Source organism: Pseudocolwellia sp. G5-9 (assembly GCF_055808995.1).
In genome coordinates this window covers 352975-377301 of sequence record NZ_CM147893.1, presented here as the reverse complement: position 1 = coordinate 377301, position 24327 = coordinate 352975, and the positions used below count along the sequence as shown (strand labels likewise).

18 protein-coding genes are annotated in these 24327 nt (G+C 37.1%); 7 read left to right on the top strand and 11 right to left on the bottom strand.

Features of this window, described 5'->3' with window-relative positions:
* Positions 1–119: 119 nt before the first annotated feature.
* From ttcA to AC0L5Q_RS01550, 6 genes are all read left to right on the top strand, one after another.
* Positions 120–1037 (top strand): tRNA 2-thiocytidine(32) synthetase TtcA, encoded by a 918-nt coding sequence (gene ttcA / locus AC0L5Q_RS01575; RefSeq protein WP_473613967.1) that lies wholly within the window; start codon positions 120–122, stop codon positions 1035–1037.
* Between the two features lie 565 nt (positions 1038–1602).
* Entirely contained in the window at positions 1603–3525 is a 1923-nt protein-coding gene (locus tag AC0L5Q_RS01570) for a TonB-dependent receptor plug domain-containing protein (RefSeq protein ID WP_473613966.1), read from the top strand.
* A gap of 19 nt (positions 3526–3544) precedes the next feature.
* A complete protein-coding gene (locus tag AC0L5Q_RS01565; RefSeq protein ID WP_473613965.1) occupies positions 3545–4711 on the top strand; it encodes an HmuY family protein in 1167 nt (388 codons plus the stop codon).
* A gap of 98 nt (positions 4712–4809) precedes the next feature.
* Positions 4810–5418, top strand: coding sequence for a MotA/TolQ/ExbB proton channel family protein (locus AC0L5Q_RS01560; RefSeq protein WP_473613964.1), 609 nt, complete (start codon positions 4810–4812; stop codon positions 5416–5418).
* The gene (locus AC0L5Q_RS01555; RefSeq protein WP_473613963.1) at positions 5405–5710 is read left to right on the top strand and encodes a DUF2149 domain-containing protein; all 306 of its coding nucleotides are present in this window, start codon (positions 5405–5407) and stop codon (positions 5708–5710) included. The genes AC0L5Q_RS01560 and AC0L5Q_RS01555 overlap by 14 nt, the downstream gene beginning before the upstream one ends.
* A 12-nt stretch (positions 5711–5722) precedes the next feature.
* Positions 5723–9982 (top strand): cobaltochelatase subunit CobN, encoded by a 4260-nt coding sequence (locus AC0L5Q_RS01550; RefSeq protein WP_473613962.1) that lies wholly within the window; start codon positions 5723–5725, stop codon positions 9980–9982.
* A 360-nt stretch (positions 9983–10342) separates the two neighbouring features.
* Here AC0L5Q_RS01550 and AC0L5Q_RS01545 read toward each other — a convergent pair whose 3' ends face one another.
* The 5 genes from AC0L5Q_RS01545 to AC0L5Q_RS01525 form a co-directional block, all read right to left on the bottom strand.
* The gene (locus tag AC0L5Q_RS01545; protein WP_473613961.1) at positions 10343–10678 is read right to left on the bottom strand and encodes a hypothetical protein; all 336 of its coding nucleotides are present in this window, start codon (positions 10676–10678) and stop codon (positions 10343–10345) included.
* A 303-nt stretch (positions 10679–10981) separates the two neighbouring features.
* A complete protein-coding gene (locus AC0L5Q_RS01540) occupies positions 10982–11815 on the bottom strand; it encodes a glucosaminidase domain-containing protein (RefSeq protein WP_473613960.1) in 834 nt (277 codons plus the stop codon).
* A gap of 6 nt (positions 11816–11821) precedes the next feature.
* Entirely contained in the window at positions 11822–12610 is a 789-nt protein-coding gene (locus AC0L5Q_RS01535; protein ID WP_473613959.1) for a hypothetical protein, read from the bottom strand.
* A 110-nt stretch (positions 12611–12720) separates the two neighbouring features.
* The gene (locus tag AC0L5Q_RS01530; RefSeq protein ID WP_473613958.1) at positions 12721–13269 is read right to left on the bottom strand and encodes a DUF1415 domain-containing protein; all 549 of its coding nucleotides are present in this window, start codon (positions 13267–13269) and stop codon (positions 12721–12723) included.
* A 54-nt stretch (positions 13270–13323) separates the two neighbouring features.
* A complete protein-coding gene (locus AC0L5Q_RS01525) occupies positions 13324–15102 on the bottom strand; it encodes an ABCB family ABC transporter ATP-binding protein/permease (RefSeq protein WP_473613957.1) in 1779 nt (592 codons plus the stop codon).
* 207 nt (positions 15103–15309) lie between these two features.
* Between AC0L5Q_RS01525 and AC0L5Q_RS01520 the strand changes: the two genes are divergently transcribed.
* Positions 15310–15846, top strand: coding sequence for a DUF2937 family protein (locus AC0L5Q_RS01520; protein ID WP_473613956.1), 537 nt, complete (start codon positions 15310–15312; stop codon positions 15844–15846).
* A 460-nt stretch (positions 15847–16306) separates the two neighbouring features.
* On the opposite strand, the gene AC0L5Q_RS01515 is transcribed toward AC0L5Q_RS01520, so the two are convergent.
* From AC0L5Q_RS01515 to AC0L5Q_RS01490, 6 genes are all read right to left on the bottom strand, one after another.
* Positions 16307–18496 (bottom strand): xanthine dehydrogenase family protein molybdopterin-binding subunit, encoded by a 2190-nt coding sequence (locus AC0L5Q_RS01515; protein ID WP_473613955.1) that lies wholly within the window; start codon positions 18494–18496, stop codon positions 16307–16309.
* A gap of 3 nt (positions 18497–18499) precedes the next feature.
* Entirely contained in the window at positions 18500–18952 is a 453-nt protein-coding gene (locus AC0L5Q_RS01510) for a (2Fe-2S)-binding protein (RefSeq protein ID WP_473613954.1), read from the bottom strand.
* A gap of 266 nt (positions 18953–19218) precedes the next feature.
* The gene (locus AC0L5Q_RS01505; RefSeq protein ID WP_076418055.1) at positions 19219–19509 is read right to left on the bottom strand and encodes an integration host factor subunit alpha; all 291 of its coding nucleotides are present in this window, start codon (positions 19507–19509) and stop codon (positions 19219–19221) included.
* Between the two features lie 3 nt (positions 19510–19512).
* The gene (gene pheT / locus AC0L5Q_RS01500; protein ID WP_473613953.1) at positions 19513–21912 is read right to left on the bottom strand and encodes a phenylalanine--tRNA ligase subunit beta; all 2400 of its coding nucleotides are present in this window, start codon (positions 21910–21912) and stop codon (positions 19513–19515) included.
* An 11-nt stretch (positions 21913–21923) separates the two neighbouring features.
* Entirely contained in the window at positions 21924–22904 is a 981-nt protein-coding gene (pheS, locus tag AC0L5Q_RS01495; protein ID WP_076418053.1) for a phenylalanine--tRNA ligase subunit alpha, read from the bottom strand.
* A 143-nt stretch (positions 22905–23047) separates the two neighbouring features.
* On the bottom strand, positions 23048–24316 hold the full coding sequence (locus tag AC0L5Q_RS01490) for an ATP-binding protein (RefSeq protein ID WP_473613952.1): 1269 nt from the start codon (positions 24314–24316) through the stop codon (positions 23048–23050).
* Positions 24317–24327 lie beyond the last annotated feature (11 nt).

Sequence of the window (24327 nt, the reverse complement as noted above, 5' to 3'; positions counted from 1 at the left end):
CTCCCTAAATACTCTAGAGTTATTAATATAACTCTAGACTCTTTTAATTCTCCTCTTACCTAGTTTATTAAGAACAAACCTTTAGGTATAATGCGCTCGCTATTAACGTGAGAACATATATGAACGCTTTACCTACAACACCTGAAGTATCACTAACATCCGAGCAAGCCATACAACTATCTAAGCTAGAAAAACGCTTACGACGCAATGTGGGTCAGGCGATCGCTGAATACAATATGATTGAAGACGGCGATAAAGTCATGGTGTGTTTATCGGGAGGTAAAGACTCTTTTTCAATGCTAGATATTCTGCTTAAATTACAAAAAGCTGCTCCTATTCATTTCGAAATCGTTGCAGTTAATTTAGATCAAAAGCAGCCGGGTTTCCCTGAACATATTCTTCCTGAATATCTTGAATCGTTAAATATTCCTTATTACATAGTTGATAAAGATACTTATTCTGTTGTTAAAGAAAAAATATCAGAAGGAAAAACCACTTGTGGTTTATGTTCGCGCTTACGCAGAGGAACCTTATATTCATTTGCTGAAAAAATAGGAGCCACTAAAATAGCACTTGGCCATCATATGGACGATATTGTTGAAACCATGTTTCTCAATATGTTTTATGGTGCAAAACTAAAGTCTATGCCTCCAAAACTTCGCTCTGACGATGGCAGAAATATTGTGATTAGGCCTTTAGCTCACTGCAGAGAGCAAGATATTTTAGATTATTCTAACTTTCAACACTACCCTATCATTCCTTGTAATTTATGTGGTTCACAAGAGAACCTTCAAAGACAAAACATTAAAGCCATGCTAAGCGAATGGGATAAGCAAACACCCGGACGTGTTCAAAATATATTCAAGTCACTCAAAAATGTAAGTTTAAGCCAATTAGCAGATACTGACCTATTCGACTTTTCAAACCTTGCCATAGATAGAACTGAAAAACGGAAAGCATATGAGTTTTCTGATGAAGTAGTATCATCTACAAACATAGATGAAAACCAGTTTATTAACATTACCAATATCTCATAAAATATTAATAACAAAATAATTTATCTTAAAGGTGTCTCTCAAAATAGTTTCACTATAGTAGCGCACCTCATCAACTTATATGATAAGTCATCTGAACTCGGCTTGATAAATGCTTCTCTAACAGCTATTTTTCCTAACTTCTACGTTAAATTTACTTGCAATAAAAGATAATGCTTTTTATAAGGGAACGACCATTATTACAAAGCACTGCCTTGAATTGATATAGCTCAAGCACTTTGAAATAAACTCTTGAGTAGTAACGGGTATACTTCAATTCATTAATAACAGATTAAACCGAGTTCAGATTAAGTATTATATTACGTTAGGTAAGTTTTCACCTCGTAACTTACCTTAGCCCATTCTATAAACGCCTTATAAAAAACATCCCCTCTCAAACACATCAAAATATCAAACCAAAATTCAGGTTAGGTAGTTTTTAAGTAAGTTATTTTCTGAAAATGGGTTGCAATAACCTAACTTTAGAATGATAATGCGAATCGATCTCATTCGCACTACGTAAAAATGTAAAATGTATATAAAAAATAGCATATCAACTCTGGTATTTATGTTAGCCATAAGTCCCCCTATTCAAGCATCATCAAAGCCCGAAGGTGCAGAACACATTGTTATAACAGGAACACGAACAGCCAAACTATTAAGTAACTCACCTGTTTTAGTAGATGTTATTGATGGTGAAACTCTTGCAAAGGTTAGTAACGGCACCTTAGCACAAGCACTAAATTATATTCCGGGTGTTGTGGTAAAGCGCAGCGCTAAAGACGGCTATAACATTCAAATGCAAGGATTCGATGGTGACCATGTTTTAGTCTTAATTGATGGTCAACCTATTGTTAGCCCAACCGGTTCATCAGCCGATTTAGACCAAGTACCCGCTAATAACATAGCTCAAATAGAAGTTATTCGCGGTGCAGCGTCGGTGATGTACGGTAGTTCGGCCATGGGAGGTGTGATAAACATTATTACCCAGAAAACAAACCAACCTACACTTGCACTTGATTACGACGTTAGCCAGTATCAGGGGAATGCCATCAAAAATGGTGATCTTAACCACACCATTAAAATGAATGCGGTTGATAACTTCTCTGGTTGGCGTACACAACTTAATGCGCTACTTATCGACGATCAGGGTTTTGACTATGACAATACAACTGTGAGTCAAGACGCCGCTAGCGTAGAAAAAAAATTCATCACCTTAAGCACCAGTAAAACCCATAACAACTTAGCGACAAGTGCTAAGTATCAATGGCTCAGTGATAAGAAACTACGTGACACCTCTGCAATACCTGGACAAAGTCAGATAATTTATTACCAAACAGATGTAACCCAGCAACAAATAGAGCTAGGTTTAAAAAGTGCTGCAAGCCCAAAAACTCCATGGCAGATCAACGCCAGATATATTAATCATCAAGAAACGAGTGGCCAGTCAAACAGTATTCGAGACTCGAGTATCAAGTTATCTGAAATTAACGCTCAAAAAGTTTTTCAGTTACACCATATAGAAATAGTTACCGGCGGTGTGATTCATGCTGACCAGCTAGATCAATATAAGCCTGCTGACGGTGTTATTGAAATAGACAATGAAAGTCGAGAAAGTGTAGAAATTTTTGCTCAAGGCAACTGGAGCAAATCCAACGATCAAATACTCGCAGGAATACGCAGCCAATACGATTCAGATTTTGGCTGGCATAACGCCCTACGCCTGAGCACAATGAAAAACTTTACATTCGGTAAAAGCAGCCTGCAATGGCGTGCAGGCATTGGTCAAAGTTATCGCGTACCTAACTTAAAAGAACGTTTCTATATTTTTGATCACAGCGCTCTTGGCTACATGGTTTTAGGTAATAAAAACCTTAAACCAGAAACAGCCAATTCAATGAGTTCAAGTTTAACCTTTAATACCAGTATTGCCGATAACACAGTTGACCTGCGCAGTGATATTAGTGTGCATTATTCAAAAACAGACGATCTTATCGACTCGATTATAGATCCTAAGCTTTCAGAAGAAAGTAGCTTATCAATATACCAATATCAAAATATTAACAAAGCCAAAATACACGGTATCGATATCAGCAGTCAATTAACCTTTAACCAATGGAAGATGCAGTTAAATTACAGTTACTTAACTAGTGAAGATGAAAAAAATCAGCGCTTACTTTCTCGCCCGCGCCATCAAATAAAATTCAACATAAATTACGACATAGATGCCTACGATATCGAATTTATTGCCTATGCCGTTTACCAAGCCGGTGAAGCCGTACCCGATAGCTATCAAGCTGTAGAAAACAATGAATTCACCACCGTTAATGCGCTATTAAATCAAGCATTAACCACGCAATTATCTTGGCGCATTCGTGTTGACAACATTTTTGACGAGCATAAAAGCCCGTCGACAAATAATCAAAATCTATTTGATGCAAGACCTGTTAGTAGCCGCACCATCAGTGCTGGCATTAGTTACCAATTTTAATAAACTCTAGGATAATCACATGACATTTAACGCAAACATCAGCCATACATTTAAATTAAGCAGCTTAGCACTGTGTGTTTTACTAACCGCTTGTGGCGGTGGAAGTGACTCAAGTAAAGAAACTACTCCAGAACCTACACCAACTCCTGCACCTACTGCACCAGAGCAAGGTGCGATCAGTGGCCCACATAGCACAGGTAGTGTTAGCGAACCGATCTTTGTTTATTACGATTTAGAAACTAAAGCCGTTCTTGAGCTCACCGAAGAGCAAGCAGCAACCAATTCAGTATGGGATATGGCCTTTAAGCGCAGCGGCATTTACTTAAATCAACATAGTGAAAATACAGTCAAAGCTTATGCAACAGGTAATAACAGCGAATTTTTTAACGCTGATGGCAGTGCAATTGCTGCCAGCTTTATTGCTGCAAACGCAGACACTGAATTAGATGACTACTTAGCCGTTAAAGCCATTGATATTCCTACAGATGACACTCAATTTATTGGTGATGTTACATCAAACATTATTGAAGGTTTTTACGATTACAATACCACTACACATGTGGTCACGGCAGCACAAAACCATTACTTTATTGTAAATTCAGATGACGCATTCACTAAGTTTAGAGTAACTGACATTGTCACCGCTGGCATAGGTATTGGTCAATTCACGTTACAAACAGCTTACCAAGGTAGCAGTGATGCAGCCTTCGCAGCAGAACAAGAACTGGTTATCGATGCAGCGTTAACTTGTTCGGGTGATGTAACCCATGTTTATGTAGATTTTGATACGAACCAAGAAGTTACCAACGCCGATGATTGGGACATTAACTTGCCCTGTGCTACCGATAAAGTCTCTGCTGATTTCACCATCAATATTGCCGATGATGCTCAAGCGATACAAGACTTTGACAACAACTACAATGCCATTGACCCAACAGCCGTTTCATTCTACGACTTTCAAGAAAATAGCCACACCATCAAGGCTTTTGACAACACACCTTGGTATCAATATGCCCTAAATGGTGGTCACTTATTATGGTCACAATTTGATGTTTACTTAATTAAAACACCAACAACCGTCCATAAGTTTCAATTAACAAGCTATTACGATGCCGATGGAATTTCTGGCAACATCAGTTTTAGAGCTGATGAAGTCAATGAACTTGCTGGCGAAGCAAGTAATTAAAACCAACCTGTAAACCTCATACTCAAGGCACACATTCTGTGCCTTGAGTCACTGACTCACCCTTAATGAATTTATCTTAATACCGCTAGGAAATTATTATGATCGATCTAATCGAACAAACCATGTACCAGCTGTCAGATTTTTTTATGGCACCAGTACTCTGTCTTATCGCTTTACTTTTTGTTTATTCACTATTTGCTACCGGACAGTTTTTCAGCCAAACAATACAACGCCGTCGTCACTATCAAGCATTTATCCAATTACTTAACGATAATTTAGGCAAAAATCCTGAACTAACGCTAAACGGTTATCCAATGGCAAGCTTAGCCAATGAAGTACCTACAATCAGCCAAGATCAACTTGATGTTGCAGCACTGAAAGAGCTAGAAGGTGTACGTAACGTTAGCCGACTTGCGCCAATGTTAGGCTTAATCGCTACTATGATCCCAATGGGGCCTGCATTAAAAAGCTTAGCCGATGGCAATATACAAGGCATTAGTGAAAATCTGATTGTAGCTTTCTCTGCAGTTATTTTTGGTTTGATTATCGCGTCAATTACCTTTTGGATAGCTTCAGTGAAAAAACGCTGGATGGTTGAAGAACTTGTGGCCTTAATGCCGCTGATCAACAACCAAGCGCCAGAAATTAACCAACCAGCACTCACCTTACCTGTACAAGCCGTGGAGAAAAACTATGAGGTTGCTTGATGAAGACGAAGGTATTAACCCTGCGCTATCAGTAGTTAATTTAGTTGATGTGTTTTTAGTGCTCGTTGCCGCTTTACTCATCGCCATCGCACAAAATCCATTAAATCCCTTCCTAGCTGAGGATGTCACTGTCATTAAAAACGAAGGCAAAGAGAATATGGAAATTATCGTCAAAAAAGGCAATACCATCGAAAGCTTCAAAAGTGATGGAACAACGGGAGCAGGTACAGGTAAAAAAGCCGGTACAGCTTACGAAATGGCAGACGGCAGCATGATTTACGTAAAAGAATAGTGATATTATCCAATGAAAAACCTTTTAATTAAAATTTCCATCTTACTATTTTCCGTCATTAGCTTTATTAGTAATGCCGTCACAGATAGTGTTAGCAACAAAAGCACAAACCATAGTGTACTTTTTGTCAGTACCGCTCATACCAACACAGCCAAAATAACGCTGTTAAAAACCGTTGCCGATAAAAAAACCAACTCAACATGGAACATTCAGCAAAAATCAGCTAAATCATTATTACAAACTGCCAATCAAGCAGATGCCCTTGCTGCACTATTCAATAAATATGACTTAGTTATTCTTGATGCGGTTTCGGTACGAGAAGCCAGCGCGGCCTTTGATAGTTATAACAATGCAGTAGTTAAAACAAACACTAACATTGTTGCTTTTAACTACTTACAAAACGCCAGCCTTAATAAAGGCTTAGACGCTGATAGTGCTAGCACCTTACAAGATTATTGGATGAATGCTGGCCGACGTAATCTCGATAACATGTTGTCATATATCTCACTAAACATTATTAAATCAGCAGGCCAAGGCAATGCTTTAGTACAAAATACCGTGCCTACTCCAATTATTTTTCCACAGCAAGGTATTTACCATCCAGCGCTAGAGAGCTTAATCATTAACGATTTAGCGACATATAAACAGCACCGTCCAGCAAAGCCTCAGCAACCTAAAATAGCAATACTATTACAACGAACACTGATTGAATCTGAGCAAACGCAATTAATTGATGCCACCATTGCCCAATTAGAAGCTAAAGGTGCTTATGTTGTACCCTTCTTTTTCAAACTGAGTCCTGTTACCAGCGACTATAGCCACTTACTGCAACTGCCAATGACTAAGGATGGTCAAGTTATTGGCCAACAAACCGATGTAGATTTGATCATTAACTTTCGTAACATCCATTGGGCTAACCAACGTAAAGTCGAATTTGAAAAATTCAATGTACCTGTCATGCAAGCGATGACTTACTATTCTGGCGATAAGGAAACATGGGAAAATGACATGCAAGGCGTTAGTGCCAATATGATGTCATTTACCTTAGTGCTACCAGAGAATGCCGGCGTAATCGATCCTATGATCGTAGCCGCGAGGAACATGAGCGACCAGAATATCGAAGTTATCGACTACCAATTAGAGCATTTAGTGAACAAAGCGATTAATGTCGTTAATCTAAAATATAAAGCCAATAAAGATAAAAAACTCACCCTATTTGTTTGGGGCGACAAAGACGTAGGAGCCTCTTTTCTCAATATTCCTAAAAGTATTGAAGCTATTAGCCAACGTTTAGCCAATGAAGGCTATAAAACCGCAGAGCGTGATGCGCAATACTTTGTAGCTAACGCAAAAAAAATCCTCAACCCTTTCTACCGCGATTATCAGTTAACAGAATTGTTAGACAATGATTTAGCTGAGTTAATGCCAATTGATGATTATTTAACATGGTTTAATGCCCTACCCGCTGAGTTAACCCAAACAATAAACGATCATTGGGGCAAGCCAGAAGATAACTTTATGGCCGTAGAAAAAAGCGGTAAACACTTTTTTATTCTACCTCGCATTCGCAACGGTAATATGTTGATCATGCGACAGCCTCCTCGTTCTGATAATAAGAACGACGAAAACATGATTTATCACCAAGGTTTAGTGCCTATTAACCATTTTTACCTAGCCGCTTATTATTATGCCCGAGAATACTGGAAGTCAGACGCAATTGTTCATTTAGGTACGCACGGCTCACAAGAGTATTTAGGTGGCAAAGAACGTGGTTTATCAATTTATGACCAAGGTAATTTAGCGGTTTGGGATACGCCCGTGGTTTACCCATTTATTGTTGATGATGTTGGCGAAGCAATGCAAACCAAGCGCAGAGGTCGCGCTACAGTTATTTCCCATATGACACCACCATTCGCAGCTGCTGGTTTAGAAGGTGAAATACGTAATTTACATGAATTAATGCATCAATATAAACAGCTTGATCAAGGTGGCGTAAAGCAAAAAACTGCCGTTCAGTTAACTAAGTTATGTTTCGATACCAATATTTGTAAAGACTTAGCCTGGGAACAAGAACGCATTGATCAAGCATTTGATGAGTTTATTGACGCCTTACATATTCACTTAGAGGCGTTAGCAACGGCAAATCAACCATTAGGTTTACATACCTTTGGTTATATTCCTGAACAGCCACTTACCATTTCAACCTTAATACAAATGCTAGGTAACGACTTTACACAACGGGCCAGTGAATTTGAACATGATAGTTATAGTGAAAGCTTAATCGGTGAGCACCACGACGATGAAGAAGATAAAAACACAGATCATAGCCATACCTATCATGAAAAGAGTCATGACGAACATAATGAGAAAAACGTCGAACAACACTCTGAAAACGATAAAATCACCAACACTAAAACAACTCAAGAAAATGATATCAGCCGCTTGTCAGGTTATTTAACCGTAAAAAATTATATCATTGATGCTGACGATCAAACTGCGCAACGTCCAGTAGCATTAAGTGAAATTTCAACTGAGCTACAAGCTGATATTGAGCGTGGTAAAAAGCTTTACCAAAGCATGGCAAGTATCCACGAGCTTGATGCTATGGTTGACTTTTTAAGTGCTAAATATATCCCTGTTAAATCAGGTGGTGATCCCATACGACATCCTGAATCATTGGCTACAGGTTATAACCTATTTGGCTTTAACCCTTCTCGGGTTCCTACCCAAGCAGCTTTCGAGCAAGGTAAAGAACTGGTTGAAGAAATGATTGCCAACTACTACCAAAAGCATAAAGCCTACCCTGATAAAATGGCCTTTTCATTATGGTCGATTGAAACTATGCGTCACTACGGCGTACTTGAGTCTCAAGTGCTTTATGCCATGGGTGTTAAACCCAAATGGAGTGCAAGCGGCCGTGTTACTGGCACTGAAATAATTCCCTACAGTGAATTAAAACGACCGCGTATCGACGTTGTATTATCTGCAACAGGTTTATATCGCGATGCATTTCCTAATGTTATGCAAATGCTGGCAAAAGCCGTCAATCAAGTTGCAGCTATAAAAGAAGACAACAACTCAGTTTGGCAAAATAGCCAGAAAGTAAAAGCCGATTTATTAGCTGAAGGTGTAGAAGAAAAAGAAGCCGAATATTTATCTACTATACGTATTTTTTCCAATCAATCAGGAGATTACGGTACAGGTATTGATGATGCGGTTTGGGCAAGTGACACTTGGGAAAATGACAAAAAAATCTCTGATAACTACCTTGGAAAAATGGGTTACTTCTTCGGTGCCGACAACAGCCGATGGGGACAAAAAGCCGCGAATAGCGAAGGTAAAGAAGTACAACTTTATGCCAAGCAATTATCAGGTACCGACATTGCTATGTTTGCACGCTCGTCAAACCTATTTGGCATGTTAAGTACCGATGATCCATTCGAATACTTTGGAGCACTCAGTTTAGCCGTTCGTAATATTGATGGTAAAAGCCCTGATATGGTTGTAGCAAATTTACGTGACGCTAAAAATGCTAAAGCCGAAAACGCCGACTTATTTTTAGCTAAAGAGCTACGCACGCGTATGTTCCACCCGCGTTGGATAAAAGAGCTACAAAAAGAAGGTTATTCCGGTGCCGTGTCATTAGCGTCAAAAATGGATAACTTTTTCGGTTGGCAAGTGGTTGATCCTAACTTGATACGAAATGATCAATGGGATGAGTACATGGACATTTATGTTAATGACAAATTAGCTTTAGAGCTCGATGAATGGTTTAAAGAAATTAACCCTGCTGCCTTTGCTCGTATGATGGAGCGCATGTTAGAAGCAGAACGTAAAGATTATTGGCAAGCAGATCCTGAACGTTTAAAACAACTGGTTGAACAATATATTGCTGTGGTTAATAACAATGACTTAGTCATTCTAAATGATGCCGTAAAAACCCATGTTAATGAACTTGCGCAAGGTTTTGGTTTAGCTCCCTTAGTAACAAAAACAATGGCAGCTATGGCAGCAAATGCAAAATTACAGCAAGAAATGAACAACCAACAGCTTGCTGAACAGCAAAACCAAGTAGAAAAAGCAGAGCAACAAGTTAACGGACAAAAATTAGAAAAACAAATCGTGCAAAGCATTGAACCAAACAACGCTATTTATTATAGCTTAGCGGGTATTTTACTATTAATAATGAGTGGGGCTACTTGGCAAACCCGTAGGAAAAAATTGAATGCTAAACAAATACATTTACTAAAAATAAACAACGGAAAACCATAAAAACTGGCTATTTAACCTCAACTCGGGTTAATGAATGTTAGATAATGAATTAAAATTATTATTTATCAAAACCTTAATCTGTATCGTTGTTTTCCTAAGTTATATTAGTCTCTCAACATTGATATTTGTGTGTATAACAAGGCGAATTTTTCTATCTAATAGCTAGCTATTAGTAATAAATTCAACGAAGTTAGGCATAAAAATAGCTTGTTGAGTAACTTTGCTTATCCCGAGCTGAGGTTATTTAAATTAAGCCTGTGTAACTGCCTATCCTGACCCATACAAAAGTTAGGCTAGGCAGACTATGAAGAAAAACGCACGAGCAACGACTAGCTGTTTTGGTTCTTTACGGTGGATTGTTTAGCTATTTATTTCTATAAACTCAGCATGTGTGAATATAGCTTTTGCTTGATTGAATACCTTCTGGGGTGATTCTGAATGAGTAAAAACATCATAAGCATTATTACTGTTATTAAAAATACTTATACAACGTCCTGCAAGTTGAACTTTATTGATATCTGACTTTTTAACCGTTCTCACTCCAAAGTTAAAGACTCTAGATAATATTGTATTTCTAATCACAACAGTATCACCATTATCAATAAATGATTTTTTATCTCTCTTTAAAACTAACCAAATAATCATCACAGTAATAAAAATCTGAATTAATACATTTAATAACCAATATTCATCCATAAACACTACCTCTACGTTAGTCCTGCTATTATTTTTAGTTAAATGACTTATTCTTCAATGCTTTAAGGCTTTCTGGTGTTAAAGATAAGCACGTGATCTGTCGCTCGTGAAAAGCTCATATGTAATTCGCATCCACAAATGACTTATATGCTTAGACGGTACAGACTATATAAAAATGGCATTTAATTATCGAGCCTTTTTAAATAGAACAATTACGGAAGATGATTGAAGGTATACCCATACCACCTCAATATGCAGCTGAATCCTGCACCTTAAGGTGGTGTGGGTATATACGATAACAGGTTAAAAATATTTTCGGTTATGCCTGATCATATCGGTAATTTCTAACACGTAGTCTGTACCTCTTTCAGAATAAGGTAGTAAACCCGTGGCTAATATTTCGGGAGTTAACGGTAGTTCTTGTAGTCTTAACTGCCCTCTTATGGTTCTAAAAACGCTATAAGCGGTATTAGTATTAATGTTATGTAAATACTTGGTAATAGCTTCTTCTACACTACTAAATGCAGCAACTTCATGAAAAGCACCTTCATTTCTACTTCTTGGCACCATTCCACAACCTTTTTCAAAACACCACATACCAAAAAAGTTTAAACCTATTCTAGCAAAACGAGATGTTCCCCAAGCAGATTCATTCGCAGCTTGCGCTAAAACGAGAGGAATAGGCACAATATCAACTTTGAGTAATAATTTATCTATTTGTGCAAGTACTCCAAATTGCGTTTTACTTTTATATTTAAGACTCAGTTTAGCCAAAAAACTTTTATCTGCTTTCGTTAATACTGATTCATTCAAATAACGTTCTTTTATTTCTAATAGCTTATTTCTTTGGCTAAGAATTTTATTATTTTGTTTTTCCACTACGGGTTTAATAAAAGCAAAGAATGTACGTTTTTTTTCTTTAACGTCTTTAATTTTAGAAAACTTAGGCAGTTTTACATTATGCAACGGTTTTTCAATCGGTATAACTTTTACGTCAGGTGTTTTTTTACTTGGAGTATCAACAGGTGGTTTCATAAAAGTAAAAGGAGCAACTAATGCGACGATAAAAAGCCCTATTAACAACCAACAGCTTGCTACTTTAAAATAATGTAAAGCTCTATTCGTTTGACCTACCATATAGTGTTAAGCGGAAAAACTTCCACTGTCTCCTTGAGTTGGGCCTTCAGACGCATTGAGTTGCACACCAAAAATTTCACGATACAAGATGCCTTTAGTGTTATAAAAAAGAGGAGCTAAATAAGTAAGCGCAAACAGTAAAAATGCTACACCAATAATTTCAAAACCAGACTTAAATAATAATAGCAGAGGGAAAGTAGACAGTAATAAAGCCATAAATAAAATGCCATAAATTGCTAATAACTTAAAAAACTGAAAACGTAATGATTTAACACTTAATATAATCGCTTTAATTGGCATCATATTTTTTTCAATCACCAAAGGTACGGTTAAAGACAGTGTTACCAATAAAAATATTCCAGGTAAAATCAATAAATTAAAACCCAATGACGATAATGTTGATGAAAGTAAAGCGCATATAGCAATAACAGCGCCTTTATTTAAAAAAGAAAACACTAATTTAGGCTGAGTTTTTAATCCTACAGCATGAAATACGCCCATCATTTCTATTCCTGCAATAAAAGGCGAAACAACTAAAGTAACCAAAATATTAATAATGTACTGCGCCTGCATATCCTTTAAAGCGTTTTCAACGCCACCTAGGTACTGACTGGCAATAAATACAATGAACAATGTTATAACACTACAAATCAACGCACCGGCAATAATAGGAAGCCTCGATTTATGAGTAAGGCTCCAAGCCTCTTGTAACACCAATTTTATATCGATTGAATATTTGCCTTGCTCTGCACTTTCAACGTTACCACCCACATTGATTAATTTATTATTTTCCACGAAAAAGAATACCTATTTATTAACTGCGATATTAGGGCCACGCAGTATACCTATTATTAGTTTATGTTTCAGCTAGAACCGTTTAGAAGCTGTAACGGTTTAAAATTAAATTATGATTGTTTTATATTTTTAAGTACTTGCTCGAAATACGTTCGACCTTTTTTTTGTGCTAAAGCAATATTATTGTCAGGAATATTTTCAGGATTTTTATAGGTTGATAATACTCGCGTTAGGCTTTCTTCTCTTAAAATATGAATAACAGGATACGGCGAACGATTAGTGTAATTTTCCGCATCGTCAATGCCCACGCCATCAAAATAATAATCAGGGTGAAAAGTCGCAAATTGAAATACACCATCATATTCTGAATCAATAAGCAGCTCGTTAGCATAGTCAACAAGTTCTAAATATTGCTCAAACGACTTAAAACCTTTGTCAAATATCACTAAGCTTGTTTCAATTTGAATATTACGTTGTAAATAATGACATTGCTCAAAAAGCTCTGTTAGAGCTAATTTAAGCTTTTTATGATGAGATAAATAATAATAAATCGTATCATTAACCAGTTCTTTTTTTGCAAACGGACAAAAGTTAAGCCCAACAATAATGTCTTCTATCCATTGTCGTGTTTGTGATATTTCACGGGGTTCTTTATTCATTTTATATTCGTATATTTATTAAAGTTAAATAGTTAACCTGAACTCGGCTTAACATTAGCTAGATTGTTGTAATTGCCACATATTGTAATAATGTTCTTTCTTAGCGATTAAGGTTTGATGGTCGCCCACTTCCACAATTTCACCTTTGTTCATCACAATAATATTGTCGGCATCTACAATAGTTGATAAACGATGAGCAATCACTAAACTCGTATGACCTTTTGCTACTGTTTGAATAGCACGTAAAATAGCTTGCTCTGAATGACTATCCAGTGATGATGTCGCTTCATCAAACACCAAAATAGCAGGATTTTTTAATATAGTACGTGCAATAGCAACACGCTGTTTTTCGCCACCAGAAAGCTTTAAACCGCGCTCTCCTACTTTAGTTTGATCTCCGTCGGGTAACGACGCGATAAAGCTTGATAAATGAGATAACTCTATCGCTTTTGCAACCTCGGCATCTGTCGCATTGGTATTACCGTATTTAATGTTTTCAAATAAAGTGTCGTTAAACAACACAGTATCTTGAGGCACAATACCAATATTTTTTCTTAATGAATGTTGGCTAACTTGGTCAACGGCCTGATTATCTATTTTTATTTCACCCTGATTCACATCATAAAAACGAAATAACAATTTAACTAAGGTTGACTTACCTGAGCCACTTTCGCCTACAACCGCTACTTTTTGACCCGGTTTTATTGAAAACGAGATGTTTTTTATAATGGGTCTTTTTTCATCGTAAGCGAAAGACACATTTGAAAACTCAACCTCGCCACCATTAATAACCAACTCTGTAGCGTTATCTTTATCTTTCACTTTGGGTGACTTTAATAACAAGCCAAACATATGTTCAATATTCGCCAGAGATCCTTTAACTTCTCGATAAATAAAGCCAAGAAAATTAAGAGGAATAAACAACTGCATCATAAATGCATTTATCAAAACAAAGTCACCTAAAGTCATGTGCCCATAGGTAACCTGATAGGCCGCTAACCCCAGCATTGCGGTCATAGATACTGAAATGATAATGGCTTGACCACCATTTAAAGCAAAGAGCGATAAACGATTTTTCTTTTTAGCTTCTTCCCAATTTTCTAACTGGTGATCATATGCCTTAGCTTCGTAGGCTTCGTTAGTAAAATATTTAACAGTTTCGTAGTTAAGCAGGCTATCTATTGCTCGAGTGTTACTCGATGAGTCTGCTTTGTTGGCTTCTCTAATAAATTCAGTACGCCAGTTAGTAGCTTTTACCGAATATAAGATATAAAGCGTAATTGAAGTTGCGGTAATTAAAGCAAACCATATTCCGTAATTTACAAATAAAATACCAATAACCATGACGATTTCTAATAAGGTGGGAATAATATTAAAGATCATAAAACGCATTAAAAAACTAACACCAGAATTACCACGATCAATATCTCGCGATAATCCCCCTGTTTGACGATTTAAATGAAAATCTAAATCAAGATCATGTAAATGCTTAAATACCTTTAAACCAATGCGTCTAATGGCTCTTTCAGTTACACGGCCAAATAAAGTATCTCTTATTTCTGCAAATAAAACGATGGATAGTCGAACAAGGCCATAAGCAGCAACTAGCCCAAATGGTACGAGGTAAATATTGTTTTCTTGTTGTTGATCTAATGTATCAACCACATCTTTTAATATAAAAGGTAAATAAACACTCGCGACTTTAGTTAACACTAAACACAGTAAAGCTAGGGCTATTCTGGCTTTAAACTCCATCATATAAGGAAGTAACATTTTAATTACTCGCCAATTAATTTCAGTGGCTTCATTTTCATTAAAACGACTTGGACGCATATTTAATTTACCTTAAAAAATAATGGGCTAACCATATAGTGTTTGAGTTTTCAGTACAATGGGATACTGTGAGTTTAGTATGAGAAAGCTTTACTACTGCCGCACAGCATTTTATGCTGAGTAGTAATATTGAACATTACCTTAAAAAATCAGCCAGCTTTTTAATTAACCTGAATTCGGTTTAATCAGTTAAAGATGAGAACACCTATGTTAAAAATTTTATCGACACTCTTTGATCGGTGTTTGTTTACTCTTACTTTTATTGTAGGTGTGCAATTTCCTGAATTTATTCAACAGTATTCACAAAGGCTATCAGGACATTTAAACGAAGCATTATTACAATTAAACGAATACCAGCTAATTGCTAACCGTCATTTTGACGGAAATTTAAAAACGATGATAGAGAAGTATTTACTAAACAGCGAACCTTCTATTAAAGAAACCGGTGAGATCATTATGAATACATCAACTCGAGCATCAGATTTACAAGCGCATTTATTTAATATACAAGAAACTGATTACATTAAACGAGTTTATTACTTTATTACGGAATTTGATGAGTCTATGGTTCAAGCTACATTTCAACAATATCAGTTAGCTATTCCATTAAGTTTACCTGCGTTATCTACAGGAGTTGCATCTGCTCTATTCATTGTTATAACAAGTCATATAGTTATTAACTATACAATAATATTTATACGTTCAATAACAAATAAATATTCAAAAGTAATTAATGATAAATAGGTTTAGCTAATACAAACAGAAACTATCATGAGTCTCCATGAGAATAAAAAGATGACTAAGCATTTATCATAAATATCAAAAACGACGTCGATTTGTCTATACCCGTTACCATTCAAGATGCGTATTTCAGAGCATCTTGAATGATAACGGGTATATATGCTTAGTGATAGTAGGTTGTACCAATTGGTATGTACTTGATACAACAACAATTTTTAAGAATGTCAGTTACTCAAACCTCAACTTTATTCACCGGAGTTAAACACTATAGAGTGAATGTAATAATAGTTAAGGCCTCTTTACTGTATCAAGAGATTCAAATAATTTATGCACAATATAGCCATTATCGCCAATGTATAACGAAGCGGAATAGTATAAACGGTTAAAAGCCCGACTAATCTTATAGTGACTTAGTTTCATCAAGAAATAATTGATTTCAACCTCCCACTATATTCCTTCTCATTCACAGGTACTGATTAAAAGGCATTTGCTGAATACTTACTCCTGTCAATGCTTTAACTGCATTAGCAACTGCTCCACCGGTCATAGGTACACCAATTTCACCACCACCTGATGGTGCTTCGCCCGATTCTACTATGCTCACTTCTAATTCAGGCACATTGTTCATACGCATTAACTCGTAATCGTAAAAATTATTCTGCTCTATTTCACCTTTCTTAAAACTGATACGTTCACGCATTAACCCGGAAAGACCAAATAAAATTCCCCCTTCCGTCTGTGCAATATAATTCTCTGGATGTATCACAATGCCAGGATCAACTGCCGCCCAAAACTTATGAACTTTTACCTTTTTTGTTTTTGGATCAACCGACACTTCAGCTACCCCTGCTCCAAATGTGTTTTTGTATCCTGCAAATGATAAACCATGGGCTCGCCCTTCTGGCGCATTACCAAAGTTAGATATTTTGATAACCTCTTCTAATACGCCTAAGCCTCGTGGGCTTTTCCTTAACAATCTCCGACGAAAATCTGCTGGATTTTTACCTGCTTTACTGGCCAGTTCATCAATAAAACACTCCCGTGCATAACTGTTTACTCCCCAACCTATCCCTCGCCATGCTGAAAGACGAGACTTGCGCTCTAAACGAACAGTTTCAGCCAAAAAGTTAGGGATATCATAATCAGAGCTTTCAGTACCTTCCATCACTAATGCATCAGGCTCATCCTTTTTCCAGCGTTGCGGTAAAACGAATTGAAATATTGAAGGGCTAGCAACTCTGTGTCGAAATGCTTCAACATCACCATTTTCATTAATACTTGCCGACATATGATGTGCAGTTGCAGGTCGCAACCATGCGTTTTTCACATCATCTTCTCGTGTCCATATAAGCTTAACGGGTTTTTTAACAGCGCGTGAAATATATACGGCATCTTTAAGTAGATCTCTTCCAAAAAAGGTGCGTCGTCCGAATCCTCCCCCCATTTGCATACCATGAAAACGAATACGTTCAGGCTTTGTTTGCAAAGCTTGTGCTGCAGCAACAATAGACATAGTTTGACTTTGTGTGCCTAACCAAACCTCAGCCCCCTTTTCATCATCATCAACATCGGCAATAGCACAAAGAGGCTCCATTTGTGCATGATAAACATGCTCTGTAACGTAAGTAGCGCTGATTACATTACTTGCGTCACGCTTAATTTTTTCAACAGTTTCCCCTCTATTTTCCCAAGCCATTGCAGGAATTGAAAGGTCATTAGCCGCGTTTTGTAAATCCAGTAATTCCTGTTCGCTATCGGCTTTTCTAAATCGCGATGACTGAGACCAAGTAATTGATAAAAAATCTCTCGCAGCGATAGCGCTTTCAAGTGTGTTAGCTACAACAGCAACACTGTTATCTAATGTAACAACATCAATTACTCCTTTCACTTTACGTGCTTTATCAGCATTAACAGTAATAGGTGTTTCACCTTCTACAGGAGCAAGAGCTTGAGAGGCATAGACCATCCCTGGAATACGCACATCTATAGAATAGACAGTTTCACCTCTTGTCTTTTCTGGTATGTCTAAACGATCTTGATCGTGACCAATAATTCGCCATTGTTTTTGTGGTTTAAGCTCTTCTTCAGTCACCTCTGGAACGTCAACAACAAGATGACCTCCTGTTGCTATTGATCCAAATGTTGCTCGCCGGCCAGAGGAATGGTGCATCACTTCACTTTGTTCAGTTGTCAATTCTTCTACGGGAACGCCCCAATTTTTTGCCGCAGAATAAATAAGAATTCTTCGAACTTTTGCGCCCGCGAAACGAAGCTTTGTAAAGTAGCCTTGAATAGAGGCACTGCCTGCTGTAAACAATAAGCCACCTAACTCTTTGTTTCCGTATGTCTCTAACGGTCCTTGATTGATTTGTTCTGCTCTCACCTTTGACCAATCAGCATCTAACTCTTCCGCCACGATCATTGGCTGTGAGGTCATAACCCCTTGCCCCATTTCAGTTGATGCAAACCGAATGGTGATTTGATTATCAGAGCTTATCGAGATCCAAGCATCAAGATCTTTAAGGTTTGATTCATTTTTAGAAAGCGGATCTTCGTTCAAAATGGCTATTGCGCCCGTACTTAACATTGCAAAGGCTGTAACACTTGTACCAATTAAAAATTGACGACGTGAAAGATTCATAGTATCCGTCATGATTTATACCTCTTTCGATGCGCGTTGAATGGCACGGATAATTCGTGGATAAGTTGCACATCGGCAAATATTGCTCGACATACCGTCCACTATTTCTATACGAGATGGGTTTGGTTTTTCGGTAAGTAAAGCGGCTGCACGCATTATCTGGCCTGATTGACAATAACCACACTGAGGTGTTTGTTCTTCCATCCAAGCAAGTTGTAGTGGATGAGTACCATCTTCAGACAAGCCTTCAATTGTAGTGATTTCGGCTTTGCTAAGATCTATAGCCTTTAATTGGCATGCAACACTCGCTTTCCCATTAATATGCACTGTACAGGCACCACACACACCAGCACCACAGCCAAACTTAGTTCCAGTTAAACCAAGATGTTCACGCAAAACCCAAAGCAACGATGTTTCAGGTTCAGCATCAACTTCCACAGATTCACCATTAATTTTAAGACTAAACATACTTTTTCCTTACATCTATAGTGACGACAAGCACATTTAGCGCTTTTTTGCTTCAAATAATACTAGATTTTACGTATCGGGGTAGTACAAATTTTCAATAAAACTCACTGTAAAGTAAATTACACGACCAATAAAGATAAGGTATAACAAAATACCTTATGAATTATTTACAGAGAAGTAATATTTATAGAAAAACTTCAAATAATAGGCAATAAAAAAGGCTGCAATAATGCAGCCTTTTATAAAAGTATATGAAAACGAATTTCTTATCCGTTACCGTCTTCAACACGACTTTTAAGCTTTTGACCCGGTCTGAACGTAACTACCTTACGCGCAGAGATAGGAATATCTTCGCCAGTTTTAGGGTTTCTACCCGGACGTTCGCTTTTAACACGCAGATCAAAATTTCCAAATCCCGAAAGTTTGACCTGCTCACCGCTTTCTAACGTCTCACGTATTTCTTCAAAAAATATTTCAACCATATCTTTTGCGTCGCGTTTGCTAAGACCGACCTTTTCATACAAATGTTCTGCTACTTCTGCTTTGGTAAGCGCCATTGCTCAATCCCTCAGTGATGCGTTTAATTGAGTTTTTAATGAATCTACCACTCGATTTACAACATCAGAAATGTCTTTTTCTTCAAGTGTTTTCTCATCATCTTGTAGTATCATGGCTATCGCGAGGCTTTTAAAACCTTGCTCTATGCTTTCACCACGGTATACATCGAACAAGTTTAGATCAATTAAATAATTTCCGCCAACCTTTTCAATAAGTTGTAACACTTTTTTTGCATCAACATCTTCTTTTACTACTACTGCGATGTCACGTCGGTTAGACGGAAAGCGAGATATAGCAGCGGCTTCAGGAATTTTAGCAGTTAAAATTTCAGATAATAATAGTTCAAAAATTAATGTTTTACTGTTTAAGCCTAATTTACGTTCTAATTCAGGATGTAAGGTACCAACATAACCAACAATAGCACCATTACGATAAATACCAGCCGTTTGACCAGGGTGTAATGCACTCACTTCTGCTTTTGAAAATTCATAAGCAGAAGCATCAGCTGTTAATGAAAGAAGTGCTTCAACATCAGCTTTTATATCGTAAAAGTCTGTTGCAGCTTTTTCCATATCCCAATGTTCTTCATTACGTTGCCCTGTAATAACACCGGCAAGCATGTTGTCTTGTCTTACACCGTTTTCAGCAGACTCGTCAGGAACAAAACGTAAACCTGTTTCAAATAAACGTAGTCTGTTTTGTTGACGGTTTTGGTTATAAGCAACTGATTGTAATAGCCCTGTCCATAAACTTAGGCGCATTACTGACATTTCTGAAGAGATAGGATGAGGCAATGTCATCACTTCTTGATCAGGATGTAATAAGGCTTGAACTTTAGGATCAACAAAACTGTAAGTTATAGCTTCTTGATAACCACGGTTAACTAAAGCGTTACGTAATTTGCTTACACTTAAATTTGCTTCTTTATTTGCACACATACTTAATGTTGCTTTAGGCGAAACATTCGGTATGTTGTTGTAACCAAATATACGAGCAACTTCTTCAATTAAATCTACTTCGATTTTAATATCAAAACGATATGCAGGAACCGTTACTTGCCATACGTCGTTTGCAAACGAAATAGTGAAACCTAAACGCGTCAGGATGTCAGCAACTTGTTCATCAGCAATATGATGACCAATTCGAGAATCTAATTTAACTCTACGCAGGCTAATTTGTTTTTCTTGAGGAATATTTTCTTCAGACTTAGCTTCAGTGATAGGACCTGCTTCACCACCAACAATTTCAAGCAGTAATTCAGTTGCACGGTTCATTGCATCAAGTTGTAACTGTGGGTCTACACCACGCTCGTAACGATGAGAAGCATCTGTATGTAAACCATACTGACGAGCTTTACCTAAAATAGCTAATGGGCTAAAAAAAGCACTTTCTAAAAAGATGTTTTTAGATTCAGTAGTAACTCCTGAGTTTAAGCCACCAAAAATACCAGCCATTGCTAATGCTTTGTTGTCATCTGCAATAACTAAAGTTTCTGTTGAAAGCGTCACTTCATTTTCATCTAATAAGGTTAATTTCTCTTCTTTATTAGCGAAACGTACGTTAATGCCACCTTCGATTTTATCTAAATCAAACGCGTGCATTGGGTGACCTTGCTCTAATAACACGTAGTTTGTTACATCAACTACTGGATCGATTGAGCGAATACCACAACGTCTTAATTTTTCTACCATCCATAAAGGAGATTGAGCTGTTACGTCAATATTTTTAATCACACGACCTAAATAACGCGGACAGGCTTTTTCAGCTGACAATGTAATAGTCAACTCGTCAGTGATCGTAGCCGCTACATCATTAATAGCAGGTTCAGTAACCGCTAAACCATTTAATACACCAACTTCACGTGCTAAACCTTTAAGGCCTAAACAATCACCGCGGTTAGCCGTTAAGTCAACGTCAATAGTTACGTCATTTAAATCAAGATATTCACGAACACACAGTCCTAATGGTGCATCTTGCGCTAATTCAAGAATACCGTCAGAACTATCAGCTAAACCAATTTCTGATTCGCTACACAACATACCGTGAGAAGGTACACCACGTAATTTAGCTTTTTTAATTTTAAAGTCGCCAGGTAAAACTGCGCCAACAGTGGCTACAGCAACTTTAAGCCCTAAACGACAATTTTTAGCACCACAAACAATATCAACTAACTCACCGTCGTTGAAATCTGGTCCTAAATTAATTTTTGTTACTTGTAATTTATCTGCATCGGGGTGAGGCCCACATTCAACCACTTCACCGATTAAAACACCGGTAAATTCACCTGCAACAGGATCAACAGCATCAACTTCTAAGCCAGCCATTGTAATTTGATGAGACAACTCATCTGAAGATAAAGCAGGATTAACCCACTCTCTTAACCATGATTCACTAAATTTCATTGTTGGCTTTCCTACTTGAACTGTTTTAAGAAGCGAAGATCGTTTTCAAAGAATGAGCGTAAGTCATTCACACCATAGCGAAGCATAGTTAAACGCTCTACGCCCATACCAAAGGCAAAGCCTGTGTATACTTCTGGGTCGATACCGGCTGATTTCAATACATTAGGATGAACCATGCCACAGCCTAATACTTCTAACCATTTACCGTTCTTACCCATAATATCAACTTCTGCTGAAGGTTCTGTAAATGGGAAATAAGATGGGCGGAAACGTATTTCAACTTCTTCTTCAAAAAAGTGATGTAAGAAGTCGTGCAAAATACCTTTAAGATGAGTAAAGCTAACGTCTTTATCTACCATCAAACCTTCAACCTGATGGAACATAGGTGTATGTGTTTGATCGTAATCGTTACGGTATACTTTACCCGGAGAAATAATTCTTAATGGTGGCGCTTCTTTTTCCATTGTACGAATTTGTACACCTGAAGTTTGCGTACGTAACACAAGCTTAGGATTAAAATAGAAAGTATCGTGATCTTGTCTTGCTGGATGATGCTCAGGAATATTTAACGCATCAAAGTTATGAAAATCATCTTCTACTTCAGGACCTTCTTTAACAGAAAAACCTAAGTCACCGAAAAAGCTTTCAATACGTTCGATAGTGCGAGTAACAGGATGCAAACCACCTAACTCGTTTCCACGACCAGGTAATGTTACATCTATAGATTCAGCCGCTAGCTTTTGTTTAATCACTTCAGCACGTAATAATTCACCACGCTCAGTTAGTAATTTTTGAACGTGCTGTTTAGCTATGTTAATTACTTGCCCTGCTTTAGGTTTTTCTTCTTTTGGTAATTTACTAAGCCCTTTCATTTGCTCTGTAAATAAACCTTTTTTACCTAAAAAGTTAACACGTACTTGATCAAGTGCAGCAGGATCGGTAGCAGCAGCTATTGCTTGTTCTGCCTGCAAGATAATATCGTCTAAATTCATGATTTCCTCTAAGCACCCTACTGAAAAGTTAAGGCTTTGGGTAGACTAATTTGATTAATAAAATGGAGACCGATTCTACACAATTACGATGAAAAAATGTAGTAAAAATAGGAGTTTTTAATGATTTACGCGTAAATATACCGCTATTGATGATACGGAAAAGATAAAATAAATTTACAGCCGCCTAAAGAAGACCTTTCTACCTTACATGTAGCCAAGTGCCAGTCACAAATTCTTTTCACTATGGCTAGCCCTAAACCAAATCCAGCACCTGAACTGGTCTCACTATTATCACTGAGAGATTCAAGTCGATAAAAAGGTTTAAATACTTTACTTGCTTCATTTTCAGCAATGCCTACACCATCATCTTCAATGACTAAATTTAACTTTGTAGTATCAGTTTCTAATGAGATATTTATAGTGTTGTTAGCATATCGCGTCGCATTCACTAATAAGTTTTGGATAACTCGCTCAATGAGTTTGGCATTGCATACATATAAAAGTGAAGTAGGAATATTTTTACTGATATTGAGTGGGCGAACAAAAACTAACTTACTTAACTGCTGATTAACTAATGTAGATAAGTCTACTGATGACTTTTCAATTTGTTGATTTACATTTTCAAGCCGAGCGTAACCTAACATTTCATCTATAAGCGTTTCTATTTCTTTAATATCTTTTTCCATCTCTTTAACCGCTAATTTGTCTTCAGCAGGCAATAAAGCTAAAGCAAACCTTAACCTCGACAAAGGCGTTCGTAGTTCGTGAGAAACGGCATTCACAAGGTGTTTTTGATCAGAAAGAAGTCGTTTAATACGATGAGCCATTTGATGAAAAGTGACAACAACATGATTAATAGGTGATATTGAATGGGTAACTAGCTTAACCTCATGTTCACCGTCAGCAATAGTAGCGGCCATTTGATTTAGCTGATGTAAATCTCGCCATAAAGGCTTTATCCAAATAGCAACAACCCCCGCTAAAAGCAGATAAGAAAACGCAAGAATAACCCATTTTATATATACATTCGCAGATGATATTTGATGATTAACAAATGGCCCTATTTGATACAAACGCTCTTCATTAGCTACTTTTACATAAAATACAACATCGTCTTGCTCATTGTATTGAGCAACCGAACGCCCTAAGTTTAACTGGTTAAGTTGGTCGTCTAACCATGCTACATCTGAAATAGAAATAACACTCACTGGAACTTTTAATGATGATGAAACTAATTGAATGTCACGTTCTGAAGGAGAAATAAATTGAGGTAATAACTCAATAAAGTGTTGTGAGTTAACAATTTCGTCGCTTTCATTCGCATAAAATAACCATAACTGTTCAGTCACAAAGTTAATGGCTAACAATCCACAAATAATAACAACGTACAAGTTAATAAATAAACGATTCAATACAATCCCTT